The sequence below is a fragment of the Vibrio sp. 970 genome, from assembly GCF_033339075.1.
Genome location: NZ_JAWOTW010000020.1, coordinates 23,891 through 37,097 on the forward strand (window position 1 = coordinate 23,891; position 13,207 = coordinate 37,097).

12 protein-coding genes are annotated in these 13,207 nt (G+C 45.2%); 10 read left to right on the top strand and 2 right to left on the bottom strand.

From position 1 onward, the window contains the following. The first annotated feature begins 16 nt into the window (after positions 1-16). Positions 17-1,330 (top strand): isocitrate lyase, encoded by a 1,314-nt coding sequence (aceA, locus tag R7Q11_RS21630; RefSeq protein ID WP_005381733.1) that lies wholly within the window; start codon positions 17-19, stop codon positions 1,328-1,330. A 123-nt stretch (positions 1,331-1,453) separates the two neighbouring features. On the opposite strand, the gene R7Q11_RS21635 is transcribed toward aceA, so the two are convergent. After that, positions 1,454-1,903, bottom strand: coding sequence for a CBS domain-containing protein (locus tag R7Q11_RS21635; protein ID WP_017820562.1), 450 nt, complete (start codon positions 1,901-1,903; stop codon positions 1,454-1,456). A gap of 312 nt (positions 1,904-2,215) precedes the next feature. On the opposite strand from R7Q11_RS21635, the gene R7Q11_RS21640 reads away from it, so the two are divergent. The 6 genes from R7Q11_RS21640 to secF all read left to right on the top strand — a co-directional run bounded on the left by R7Q11_RS21640 (position 2,216) and on the right by secF (position 9,334). Continuing rightward, on the top strand, positions 2,216-3,382 hold the full coding sequence (locus tag R7Q11_RS21640) for a trypsin-like serine protease (protein ID WP_053306540.1): 1,167 nt from the start codon (positions 2,216-2,218) through the stop codon (positions 3,380-3,382). Between the two features lie 268 nt (positions 3,383-3,650). After that, the gene (gene queA, locus R7Q11_RS21645) at positions 3,651-4,703 is read left to right on the top strand and encodes a tRNA preQ1(34) S-adenosylmethionine ribosyltransferase-isomerase QueA (protein ID WP_132937061.1); all 1,053 of its coding nucleotides are present in this window, start codon (positions 3,651-3,653) and stop codon (positions 4,701-4,703) included. Between the two features lie 147 nt (positions 4,704-4,850). Beyond that, complete coding sequence (gene tgt, locus R7Q11_RS21650) at positions 4,851-5,987, top strand: tRNA guanosine(34) transglycosylase Tgt (RefSeq protein WP_005381727.1); 1,137 nt, start codon at positions 4,851-4,853, stop codon at positions 5,985-5,987. A 177-nt stretch (positions 5,988-6,164) separates the two neighbouring features. Then, a complete protein-coding gene (yajC, locus tag R7Q11_RS21655; RefSeq protein ID WP_005381725.1) occupies positions 6,165-6,494 on the top strand; it encodes a preprotein translocase subunit YajC in 330 nt (109 codons plus the stop codon). Positions 6,495-6,515: 21 nt separating this feature from the next. Continuing rightward, complete coding sequence (secD, locus tag R7Q11_RS21660) at positions 6,516-8,372, top strand: protein translocase subunit SecD (RefSeq protein ID WP_005381724.1); 1,857 nt, start codon at positions 6,516-6,518, stop codon at positions 8,370-8,372. 14 nt (positions 8,373-8,386) lie between these two features. Beyond that, positions 8,387-9,334, top strand: a complete 948-nt coding sequence (secF, locus tag R7Q11_RS21665; RefSeq protein ID WP_025768860.1) for a protein translocase subunit SecF — start codon at positions 8,387-8,389, stop codon at positions 9,332-9,334. 209 nt (positions 9,335-9,543) lie between these two features. Here secF and suhB read toward each other — a convergent pair whose 3' ends face one another. Next, a complete protein-coding gene (gene suhB / locus R7Q11_RS21670) occupies positions 9,544-10,347 on the bottom strand; it encodes an inositol-1-monophosphatase (RefSeq protein ID WP_005381722.1) in 804 nt (267 codons plus the stop codon). Positions 10,348-10,578: 231 nt separating this feature from the next. Between suhB and trmJ the strand changes: the two genes are divergently transcribed. From trmJ to R7Q11_RS21685, 3 genes are all read left to right on the top strand, one after another. Beyond that, positions 10,579-11,298 carry a tRNA (cytosine(32)/uridine(32)-2'-O)-methyltransferase TrmJ gene (gene trmJ, locus R7Q11_RS21675; RefSeq protein ID WP_025768861.1) on the top strand — a complete coding sequence of 240 codons (720 nt, stop codon included), beginning with the start codon at positions 10,579-10,581 and terminating at the stop codon, positions 11,296-11,298. 125 nt (positions 11,299-11,423) lie between these two features. Continuing rightward, on the top strand, positions 11,424-11,930 hold the full coding sequence (gene iscR / locus R7Q11_RS21680) for a Fe-S cluster assembly transcriptional regulator IscR (RefSeq protein WP_005381720.1): 507 nt from the start codon (positions 11,424-11,426) through the stop codon (positions 11,928-11,930). A 28-nt stretch (positions 11,931-11,958) separates the two neighbouring features. Further along, the gene (locus R7Q11_RS21685; RefSeq protein ID WP_025768862.1) at positions 11,959-13,173 is read left to right on the top strand and encodes an IscS subfamily cysteine desulfurase; all 1,215 of its coding nucleotides are present in this window, start codon (positions 11,959-11,961) and stop codon (positions 13,171-13,173) included. The last annotated feature ends 34 nt before the right edge of the window (positions 13,174-13,207 follow it).

The window sequence follows — 13,207 nt, forward strand, 5'->3', positions numbered from 1 at the left end:
AAAGAGGGATAGACCAATGACTAACTTAACTCGCCGCCAACAAATTGAAGCTCTGGAAAAAGACTGGGCAACTAACCCACGCTGGAAAAATGTGAAGCGTACTTACACTGCCGAGGAAGTGGTGGAACTGCGTGGCTCTATGGTGCCTGCAAACACAATTGCACAACGTGGTGCAGACAAACTTTGGTCACTGGTCAACGGTAGTGCGAAAAAAGGTTACGTAAACTGTCTTGGTGCGCTAACGGGTGGTCAAGCGGTTCAACAAGCTAAAGCAGGTATTGAAGCGATTTACTTGTCAGGCTGGCAGGTAGCGGCGGATAACAACACCGCTTCGACGATGTATCCAGACCAATCTCTTTACCCAGTAGATTCTGTACCGTCAGTAGTAAAGCGTATCAACAACTCATTCCGTCGTGCAGACCAAATTCAGTGGGCTGCTGGTAAGACGCCTGAAGATGAAGGTGGTATTGATTACTTCCTACCTATCGTAGCGGATGCTGAAGCGGGCTTTGGTGGTGTGCTTAACGCTTACGAACTAATGAAATCGATGATCGAAGCCGGTGCCGCGGGCGTTCACTTTGAAGACCAGTTAGCATCGGTGAAAAAGTGTGGCCATATGGGTGGTAAGGTATTAGTTCCTACGCAAGAAGCGGTACAAAAGCTCGTTGCAGCTCGTTTGGCTGCTGACGTAGCGGGTACAACAACATTAGTTATTGCTCGTACTGATGCGAATGCGGCGGATCTCATTACTTCAGATTGTGACCCATATGATAAAGACTTCATCGAAGGTGAGCGTACTCAAGAAGGTTTCTACCGCGTTCGCGCGGGTATCGACCAAGCGATTTCTCGCGGCCTGGCTTACGCACCATATGCAGACTTGATTTGGTGTGAAACGGCTACGCCATGTTTGGAAGAAGCACGTAAGTTTGCAGAAGCAATTCACGCTGAATACCCAGATCAATTGTTGGCGTACAACTGTTCGCCGTCCTTCAACTGGGAGAAGAACCTAGATGCAGAAACCATTGCTAAGTTCCAACAAGAGTTGGCAGACATGGGCTACAAGTACCAATTCATCACGCTAGCAGGCATTCACAACATGTGGTTCAACATGTTTGAACTGGCGCACGCTTACGCTCAAGGTGAAGGTATGCGTCATTATGTTGAGAAAGTTCAGCGTCCTGAATTCCAAGCAGCTGAAAAAGGCTATACGTTTGTTGCGCACCAACAAGAAGTAGGTACAGGTTACTTCGATAGAATGACCAATACTATCCAAGGTGGTAACTCTTCAGTGACAGCATTGACAGGTTCGACCGAAGAAGACCAATTCTAATTGGCAGAGAAACACTTCCTTAATCAGCGTCAGTAATGGCATTTTGAGCGGCAACCCTGCCGCTCTTTTTTCGTTTAACCGGTGTAAAAACGAAACTTACAACAAAGAGAATACGCTTGCGTACTACTCTTCCTGCTCGATTTCTTCAGGTTCCACTTCTTCTTGCAGTTCCAATAAGTTAATCGCAATGGTCACAAAGTCACTGTCAGTAATGATGCCGACCAATCGACCTTTGGTGACAACAGGTAGACAGCCAACTTTATGCTTTTGCATATAGATAGCGCTCTCTTTGAGCCCCGCGATAGGCTCTGCCGTCATGATATTGGTGTGCATCATTTCGTAGAGCGGTGTGTCTAAAGTAAAAGATTGTTCAGCCTCATCTGGGTGCAAGCTCGATTCTTGAGCAGCAAGAATGTCGCGTTGAGTCACCAAGCCTTGTAAGTGGTTATTGGCATCAACAACCGGAATGTGTCGAATATCAAGCGCATCCATCATGCTTTTTGCATCACGCAAGGTGTGCGTGCGCAGTAAGGTATGAGGATTACGAGTCATCATGTCTTCAACCTTGATCATAGAGACCTCCAGCAGCATTGTCCTTCTCTTAAATATAGAGAATATTTTTCTGTATATCTGGGAGCTAACTCGTTTTTCATCAATTAAATAGCACAATGCTGATGGGCTGCGTAATCTGTGTTTTATTGGTGTTTTTATTAATTTGAATAAGTCGGTTTGTGTGCGAGTCAGTTGGCATTTTTAGTTGATATTGAATGTGTTCCCAAGGTAATCCAATGAATTGAATCGCACATTTTTATTCGCTGGATTTTCCAAGATTCTTCTCTCGAAGAAGATACGTCCAGGCTTACCAAATTGAAGACAGCAACCTAGATGAAACGAACAACGTGTAACAAACTTATTGCGCTGGCAGTGGCGGCATTCAGTGTGCCATCAACACAGGCGATTGTGTTAGGAGATGAACAAACCGATCCTGTTGACCGTGTTACTTTGCGAGCAAGTAATATGGCAGAGTTTCCGCTGTGTGGTGGAACGATGCTGACAGAGCAATGGGTACTGACTGCGGCGCACTGTGTGGTGATGGGACAAGGAACCAATGAAGCAACCTACTATGTGACCCCGCCGGGTGAGCTGTCGGTGAATGCGAATGTGTATGAACTTAATTCTGCAGGGCTTGATAACTTCTATCCGGTGTCTCACGTTGTGGTTCATCCGGATTACACTCGGATTTCAAAAGCTGAGACCGACAGTAATGGCAACGTGAAACCTATCCAAACCGGTTTAGATTCAGACATCGCGTTGCTGTATCTCACGCGCCCAGTGGCAAACGCGAACTTTGCTGACCTAGCGAGTAAAGTTGACATGGAGAGTATCGAAGCACGTTTGGTGGCGGATTGGAACGATAATTACCTGACCAATCAACGTGTCGAAAATGTGCAAGTGTTTGGATGGGGGGCTACTCAGCCGGATGCTTCTGAACCTTCTAATACGCTCAAAACCACCATTAGCACATTTTTACCCATCGACAAATGTTATGAGCGTTTAGAAATTGGCAGCAGTTTTCCGGGGATCATTGATTCAAGAGACAACCAAACCAAAATTTGTACGCTACCAACACAAAACCATGTATTGGAGCCAGATAGCCATACTCAATATGGCAACTCTGCATGTAAAGGTGACAGTGGTGGCCCGTTGGTCGATGTGGCGACCGGCAAACAAATTGGTATTGTTAGTGGCGGCCCCCTTATTCTACCAACGTGTGGCTCTTTGACGATCCCAAGTTTCTACACCAAGGTGAGCCACTATTACGACTGGGTACAGTCTTACATCACTGCCGATGCGCCACCAAGTCGTTACATCATTGCGCCGAATTTTATCAAAAGTGCTAACAATGAAAGTGGTGACAATAAAGAGTGTCACGATGGCATTGCGACCAATAACTGTGATTTCAAAGGCTCAGATGATGAAGGTGGCAGTCTAGGGTTTTGGTTATTGGGTTTATTCGTGCCGTTATTCTTGTGGCGAAAGCGTGAGGTTTGATAGGGCGATTGGAATGCCAAACTAATAAGCAGCGGTATACGCTGCTTTGCTTTTTTCATGTTTTCTCTTTTGGGCTCAAATTAAAAATAGTGCCAAGTAATCGAGGCTTTTCACGTTTTATTACACTCTTCACCATGGCTTTTACTGCTATATTCTGGTGATTTGCTTGCTATTGCAGCATGTAAACATATACTAGTCTGCTGCGAAAAACTCGTCGCAATTTTATCGTCGCCTAGACGTGATTTGACCAATAGATAAGACAAGTAACATGCAAGTATCAGATTTCCATTTCGACCTTCCAGATGAACTCATCGCTCGCTACCCTCAACCAGAGCGTACCGCTAGCCGACTGCTGCAAATGGACGGCAATACCGGAGAGCTCATTGATGGCACATTTATTGATGTATTGGGCCAAGTTCAACCCGGTGACTTAGTGGTGTTTAATAATACTCGTGTTATTCCTGCTCGTCTTTTTGGCCGCAAGGAGTCGGGCGGTAAATTAGAAGTGCTAGTGGAGCGCATGTTGGATGAGAAAAGCATCCTCGCGCACGTTCGTTGCTCTAAATCACCAAAACCAGGTACAACCATTATTGTTGGCGAGAATGATGAATATTCAGCAGAAATGGTTGCACGCCATGATGCTTTATTTGAACTGAAATTTAGTTCTGATAAGACGGTACTAGAAATTCTGGAAGAAATCGGCCATATGCCGCTTCCTCCTTACATCGACCGTCCAGACGAAGATGCAGATAAAGAGCGTTACCAAACGGTATATAATCAAAAGCCAGGTGCGGTTGCGGCACCGACAGCGGGCCTTCACTTTGATGATGTTCTCTTGGAGAAAATCAAAGCGAAAGGTGCAGAGTTTGCTTACGTTACTTTGCACGTTGGGGCGGGTACATTCCAGCCAGTAAAAGTGGAAAATATCAACGATCACCACATGCATGCCGAGTACGTAGAAGTACCGCAAGAAGTCGTCGAAGCAATTAAAGCGACGAAAGCGCGTGGCGGACGAATTATTGCTGTTGGTACAACATCTGTGCGTTCACTTGAAAGTGCAGCGCAAGACGCATTGCAAAAAGGGACTGAGCTGGCCCCATTCTTTGGCGATACAGAAATCTTTATTTTCCCTGGTTACGAATATCAGTTGGTGGATTGCTTGATCACAAACTTCCACTTGCCTGAATCAACACTGATCATGTTGGTGAGTGCATTTGCTGGATACGAGAACACCATGAATGCTTACAAACATGCGGTGGAAAACAAATACCGTTTCTTCTCGTATGGCGATTCAATGTTCATCAAGAAGAAAACGGCGTAGTTAAAAATAGATTTACGAGTGCTAGCAGTAAGCTAGGAAATAAAGCATCCATTGCTTTGTCTCTCGCAAGGAAAAGCGACCGCTCCTTAAAGTAGGGTAGAGCCCTAAACACTCAGTCAGACTGTTTCTCTGACACCCGGAGGCATCGTGAAATTAAAATTCGATCTTAAGAAGAAAAACGGCAATGCACGTCGTGGTCAACTGACTTTCGAACGCGGCACTGTTCAAACTCCTGCGTTCATGCCAGTAGGTACTTACGGTACCGTTAAAGGTATGACACCAGAAGAAGTAAAAGGTACTGGTGCAGAAATTTTGCTAGGTAATACGTTCCACCTGTGGCTACGTCCTGGTCAAGAAGTGATGAAAATGCACGGTGACCTGCACGATTTTATGAACTGGCACGGTCCTATTCTTACTGATTCAGGCGGCTTCCAAGTATTCAGCCTTGGTAAGATGCGTACGATCACTGAAGAGGGTGTTCACTTTCGTAACCCAGTAAACGGTGACAAGATTTTCATGGACGCAGAAAAGTCGATGGAAATTCAAAAAGACCTGGGCTCTGACATCGTTATGATTTTTGACGAGTGTACGCCTTACCCAGCGACACACGATGAAGCGAAGAAATCGATGGAAATGTCATTACGCTGGGCACAGCGTTCACGTGACCACTTCGAGAAGCTAGAAAACCCGAACAACCTATTTGGTATTGTCCAAGGTGGTGTTTACGAAGATTTACGTGATGTGTCGGTAAAAGGTCTAACGGAAATCGGTTTTGACGGTTACGCGGTTGGTGGTTTGGCAGTAGGTGAGCCTAAAGAAGACATGCACCGTATTCTTGAGCATACTTGTCCTCAACTTCCTGAAGACAAACCTCGCTACTTGATGGGCGTAGGTAAGCCAGAAGACTTGGTTGAAGGTGTTCGTCGTGGTATCGACATGTTTGACTGTGTAATGCCAACGCGTAACGCACGTAATGGTCACTTATTTGTGACTGGTGGTGTGATCAAGATCCGTAATGCGAAACATAAAACGGATACAACACCATTGGATCCGCATTGTGACTGTTACACTTGTCAAAACTACAGCAAGTCGTACCTTCACCATTTAGAGCGTTGTAATGAAATCTTAGGCGCTCGCTTGAATACAATCCATAACCTGCGTTACTACCAGCGTCTGATGGAAAGCATTCGTAAAGCAATTGATGAAGATCGCTTCGATGAATTTGTTACTGAGTTCTATGAGCGTCGTGGCCGTGAAGTGCCACCACTAGCAAAAGAGCAGTAATTGAAAAACTAAAAGAATTAAAGCCTTTGGCATGTCGCCAGAGGCTTTTGCTAATAAAGTAGGCTAACGCACGTTATTTTTGAGAGAGCGATCTCTATTAGTTACTCTCAGACTTGAATCTAAAATGCGAAAGCCCAATTTGTTTGATTATCAATAAAATATAATGAGGATGTTTTAATGTTTATTTCTCAGGCTCACGCAGCAGCAGAAGGCGCGCCAGCAGGCGGTGGTTTTGAAATGCTAATCATGCTTGGCATGTTCGCAGTGATCTTTTACTTCATGATTTACCGCCCACAAGCGAAACGCGTAAAAGAACACAAAAACCTAATGGCTTCTATGGGCAAAGGCGACGAAGTTTTAACTAGCGGTGGCCTAGTGGGTAAAATCACTAAGATTGCTGAAGACAATGACTACATTTCAATTGAGCTTAACGCGAACAATGAAGTAGTAATCAAGAAAGACTTCATCACTGCAGTGCTACCAAAAGGTACGCTTAAGTCTCTATAAAACAGCTAAAGGATCCTCGCTGTGCTAAACCGTTATCCATTATGGAAGTACTTGATGGTGCTTTTTGCCATCATCACCGCTGCGTTATACGCACTTCCAAATATCTACGGTGAAGATCCGGCTATTCAAGTTACAGGGGCGCGTGGCGCCTCTGTAGATATGTCAACGCTGGATGCTGTCACTACTGCTCTTAACAAAGAGCAACTTTCTCATAAATCCATTGCTCTCGAAGATGGATCAATTCTTGTTCGTTTTAACGACACTGACACACAAATCAGTGCTCGTGATGTCATCAGCGAAGCGCTAGGCAAAGACACAATTGTTGCACTTAACCTTGCACCTTCTACACCCGATTGGCTAGAAGCGATTGGCGCGTCACCATTGAAGCTAGGTCTTGACCTTCGCGGTGGTGTTCACTTCTTAATGGAAGTGGATATGGATGCAGCGATGGAAAAGCTTGTTGGTCAACAAGAAGAAGCTTTCCGTAGCGAACTTCGTGACGCCAAGATTCGTTACCGTGCAATCCGCCCTTCTGGAAAAGAAGCGGTAGAAGTGTTGTTGCGTAACGAAGAGCAATTAGCAGAAGCGAAAGCAACGCTAGAAAAGAATCACCCGGACATGATTTTTGTCGATTCTGATTCAAATGGCCGTTACGCTCTTACTGCAACCTTTACTGAGCAACGTTTACAAGAGATCCGTAACTATGCTGTTGAGCAAAACATTACGATTTTACGTAATCGTGTCAACGAACTAGGTGTTGCGGAACCATTGGTTCAACGTCAAGGTGCTAGTCGCATTGTAGTTGAACTGCCTGGTGTTCAAGACACTGCTCGTGCAAAAGAAATTCTCGGAGCTACGGCAACGCTTGAATTCCGTGAAGTTGATGATAAAGCTGACCTATCGGCAGCGGCAAATGGTCGTGCGCCAGCAGGTAGTGAAATCAAGATGGACCGTGATGGTCGCCCAGTTGTGCTTAAGAAGCGCGTTATTCTTGGCGGTCAAAGCATCACAGATGCAAGCTCAAGTGTTGATGAATATGGTCGTCCACAAGTTAACATCTCGCTAGACAGCGAAGGTGGTAATAAGATGTCTGCGTTCTCTAAGAAGAACATTGGTAAGCTAATGGCTACCGTGTTTGCAGAATACAAAGACAGTGGCCGTCGTACGCCTGAAGGCAAAGTTATTCTGGATAAGCATGAAGAAGTCATCAACCAAGCAACGATTCAATCGGCTCTTGGTCGTAACTTCCGTATCACAGGTATCGACTCTGCTGCAGAAGCACACAACCTAGCACTTTTACTACGTGCTGGTGCACTGATTGCACCTATCTCTATCGTTGAAGAACGTACCATTGGTCCATCAATGGGCCAGCAAAACATCGATATGGGTATCCAAGCATGTATCTGGGGTATGGTTGCCGTAATGCTATTTACGCTGCTTTACTACCGCGGCTTTGGTTTGATTGCAAACATCGCTCTAATGGCAAACTTGGTGCTTATCATTGGTGTTATGTCGATGATTCCAGGCGCTACCATGACGCTTCCGGGGATAGCCGGTATCGTGTTAACAGTCGGTATGGCGGTTGATGCGAACGTACTGATCTTCGAGCGTATCCGTGAAGAAATTCGTGATGGACGTAGTCCACAACAAGCGATTCACCAAGGTTATGCGAATGCATTCAGCACGATTGCTGATGCGAACATCACAACACTAATTACTGCAATCATTCTATTTGCGGTCGGTACAGGTGCGGTGAAAGGTTTCGCAGTTACTCTATCTATCGGTATCTTAACTTCAATGTTCACCGCCATTATTGGTACACGTTGTATCGTGAACCTGATCTACGGTGGCAAACGCGTTGATAAATTGTCGATCTAAGGCTGGGAATTAATATGTTTCAAATTCTAAAAGCAGAGAAGACGATCGGCTTTATGCGTTGGTCGAAAGTAGCATTCGTTTTTTCAATTATAATGATTGCTGCTTCTATCTTCACTTTGTCAACCAAGTGGCTTAATTGGGGTCTAGATTTCACTGGCGGTACGCTTATCGAGGTAGGTTTTGAACAGCCAGCAAACCTTGAAGAGATTCGTGCAGCACTAGATTCAAAAGGCTTTGGCGATGCGACAGTACAAAACTTCGGTAGTGCTCGTGAAGTCATGGTTCGTCTTCGTCCACGTGATGACGTTTCTGGTGAAACGCTAGGTAACCAAATCATTGGTGCTATCAAAGATGGTACTGGCGAAAGCGTAGAAATGCGTCGTATTGAGTTCGTAGGTCCCAACGTTGGTGATGAGCTAACAGAAGCTGGTGGTCTAGCGATCTTGGTATCGCTGATCTGTATCCTGCTTTATGTATCGATGCGATTTGAATGGCGTCTAGCGGCTGGTGCGGTAATGGCATTGGCTCACGATATTATTATCACGCTAGGTGTCTTCTCGTTTCTACAAATTGAAGTTGACCTGACCATCGTAGCTGCGCTACTGACGGTTGTGGGCTACTCACTCAACGATACCATCGTTGTATTTGACCGGATTCGTGAAAACTTCCGTAAGATGCGTAAGGGCGAACCTTCAGACATTATGGACGCCTCAATCACTCAAACGTTGAGCCGTACATTGATTACATCTGGTACGACGTTGTTCGTGGTAATTGCACTGTTCATGCAGGGTGGTGCTATGATTCACGGCTTTGCAACCGCACTTTTACTCGGTATCACTGTAGGTACTTACTCTTCTATCTACGTAGCATCAGCACTGGCTCTAAGACTGGGTATCCAGAAAGAGCACTTGATGCCACCTCAAGTAGAAAAAGAAGGTGCAGAGTTCGACGAAATGCCATAAGGCAGATTGAGAACCGAAAACAAAAACCGCTGAGCAATCAGCGGTTTTTTTGTATCTGAATAGAGTCGTGAGCTTGTAGAGCCTCTCTGTATGAAGAGCCTTCAGCTACAGCTAAGTCGATACGAAGCAGTAGATACAAAAAAGCCCTGCTCAATGAGCGGGGCTTTCTAAAGTCATCAGCGTGACGGGCTATATATGACTTTCAAATATTACTTAAGGATCGCGCTGTTACCGTTTTCGCGAATGTGCTTAAGGATAGATTTTACGCCACGAGCGCTTGAAGCAACGATGTTACCAGACTTCATGTAGTCAGTGCCGCCAGCAAAGTCTGTTAGGATTGCGCCAGCTTCACGAGCAATAAGCTCACCTGCTGCCATATCCCAAGGTTTTAGGCCTAGCTCGAAGTAACCATCAACACGGCCAGCAGCCACGTAACAAAGGTCTAGAGCAGCAGAGCCGCTACGACGGAAATCAGCACACTCAGTGAATAGCGCACCAACGATCTTGATGTAAGACTCAGCGTGTTGTTTCTGCTTGAATGGGAAGCCTGTTGCTAGAACAGTACCTTGAAGGTCTTTTAGTTGAGCAACACGAATACGTGCACTGTTTAGTTGAGCGCCGGCACCGCGTTGTGCAGTGAATAGCTCGTTTTGCATTGGATCGTAAACACAAGCAACTTCAGTTTTACCCTTAATACGAACAGCGATAGAAACCGCGAAAGTTGGGTAACCTTTTACAAAGTTAGTGGTGCCATCCAGTGGGTCGATGATCCATTGTACGTCTTTATCTTTACCTTCGATAAGACCTTGTTCTTCAGCAACGATACAGTGCTCAGGGTAAGACTGCTTGATAGTATCGATGATGATGTATTCTGCTTCTTTGTCTACGTTAGTGACAAAGTCATTAGTGCCTTTAAGAGTAGATTCTACTTTATCAGTGTTTTCTAATGATTTAGCAATATGATTGCCAGCCTTTCGCGCAGCGCGAATAGCAATGTTTAGCATTGGATGCATACGAATTTCCCAACGGATGTTAAAGAACAAATGAAAGCGGCGGCGAGTATACCAGAGATAATTAAAAAGGGAAGTGGTTATTTTTTGTTCTAAATGCGACTGGTTGAGTGTACAGAGCATACTGCGGACGAGAACAATAACCAAGAATGAGAAGAGAGGTCTGCTTGCCTCTAGGGTGTCTTAAAAAACTATGATAACATTCTGCGGTTTTAATTTAGGTAGCAAACACAGATGTTGGATCAAGTAAAAATTGTACTCGTAGGTACCTCTCATTCAGGCAATATTGGCTCAGCAGCTCGAGCAATGAAAGTGATGGGTTTAAACCAACTAGTATTAGTCGATCCACAATGTGAAGTGGATGAACAAACTCTTGCTTTAGCTGCGGGTGCTGGTGATATTGCTCAAAATGCAAAGATTGTCGGCACATTAGAAGAAGCTGTTGAAGATTGTGGCCTTGTTGTGGGTTCTAGCGCCCGCTCTCGTACATTAGAATGGCCAATGCTCGAGCCACGTGAATGCGGTGAGAAATTTGCAGTTGAAGGCCGAAAGCATCCGGTTGCGCTCGTGTTTGGCCGAGAAAGAACTGGTTTGACAAACGAAGAGCTACAAAAGTGCCACTACCATGTTTGTATTCCCGCTAATCCTGAGTACAGCTCGCTTAACCTAGCGATGGCTGTACAAACTCTCAGTTACGAAGTGCGAGTTGCACACTTGAACTTAGAGCAAAGACAGTTTTCCCCAAATGAATCGGAAGAATACCCGCGTCATCGAGAACTCGAAATGTTCTTCGAGCATCTTGAAAAGGTGATGGTTGAGACCCAGTTTATTAACAAAGAGCAACCTGGACAGGTGATGAATAAGTTGCGCCGTTTGTTCTCTCGTGCTCGACCAGAAACCCAAGAACTTAATATTCTACGAGGCGTTTTGACTTCGATAGAAAAGAAGTTCTGAGTGAATAATAACCACTTTAGGTGTAAGGATGAATACCTGAGTAAAATGGTCAAATAAATACTTGACCAAATTACTCAGGTATGGAAAAATCTTAACCATTACAAACCATGTGGATACGGTGTGGTATGAAACTTACATCTAAAGGAAGATATGCGGTGACAGCCATGCTGGATGTGGCACTGCATTCGCAACAAAACCCTGTACCTCTGGCTGATATTTCAGAGCGTCAAGGGATCTCGCTCTCTTACTTAGAGCAGCTATTTTCAAAATTGCGTAAAGCAGGTCTCGTTGCCAGCGTTCGTGGTCCTGGTGGTGGTTACCGACTTGGTGCCGACGCTCACAGTATCGCTATTGGTACCGTGATTGCTGCCGTTGATGAGTCAGTAGATGCAACCAAATGCCAAGGTAAAGGAGATTGCCAAGGTGGAACACGTTGCCTTACTCACACGCTGTGGCGTGACCTAAGCTCTCGCATTAGTGACTTTTTGAATAACATCACTCTTGGTGAGTTGATGACAGACAATGAAGTACTCGAAATTTCTGATCGTCAGGACATTGATCTGGCGGTAACCCATGGGCTATCAAACAAAAATACAACCGCCGCGCCCATCGGTGTAAACGTCCGCTCTTAGCGGTCAGCTTTTTACATTGGAGTAGAGAATGAAACTGCCGATTTATCTTGATTATTCCGCTACATGTCCAGTTGATCCACGTGTTGCTGAAAAAATGGTTCAGTACATGACAATGGATGGCACATTTGGCAACCCAGCGTCGCGTTCGCACCGTTACGGCTGGCAGGCAGAAGAAGCGGTCGATACTGCTCGTGAGCAAATTGCTGACCTTCTAAATGCAGATCCTCGCGAAATCGTATTTACATCTGGTGCGACAGAATCAGACAACCTTGCTATTAAAGGTGCAGCGCACTTTTACTCGAAGAAAGGCAAGCACGTAATCACTTGTAAAACAGAGCACAAAGCCGTTCTTGACCCATGTCGTCAACTTGAGCGTGAAGGCTTTGAAGTGACTTACCTTGAGCCAGAATCAAATGGCTTGATCGATCTAGAGAAGCTTAAAGCGGCAATGCGTGATGACACAGTGCTTGTGTCTATTATGCACGTAAACAACGAGATTGGTGTGGTTCAAGACATTACAGCGATCGGCGAATTGTGTCGTGAGCGTAAAATTGTTTTCCACGTGGATGCAGCGCAATCTGCAGGTAAATTACCAATCGACGTTCAAGAGATGAAAGTTGACCTAATTTCGCTTTCTGCTCACAAAGTTTATGGCCCTAAAGGCATCGGTGCACTTTACGTTCGTCGTAAGCCTCGTATTCGTCTTGAAGCGCAAATGCACGGTGGCGGCCATGAGCGTGGTTTCCGCTCTGGTACACTACCTACTCACCAAATCGTAGGTATGGGTGAAGCATTCCGTATTGCAAAAGAAGACATGCAAAAAGATTACGATCATGCTTTAGCGCTTCGTAACCGTCTTTTTGATGGCGTGAAAGACTTAGAAGCAGTGACGGTAAACGGTGACTTTGAGCAGCGTGTACCACACAACCTAAACATCAGTTTCGCATTCGTAGAAGGTGAATCACTACTAATGTCGCTTAAAGATCTAGCGGTATCTTCTGGTAGTGCTTGTACGTCTGCAAGCCTTGAGCCTTCTTACGTTCTTCGTGCCCTAGGCATGGATGACGAATTGGCTCACAGCTCGGTTCGTTTCTCGTTTGGTCGTTTCACGACTGAAGAAGAAATTGATTACGCAATTGAACAAATCCGCGTTGCAGTGACTAAGCTACGCGACATGTCTCCTCTATGGGATATGTACAAAGAAGGGATTGATTTGAGCACTGTTGAATGGGCTCACCATTAATCTCAGGGATTGAAATAGAGGATTCGAGGTAATT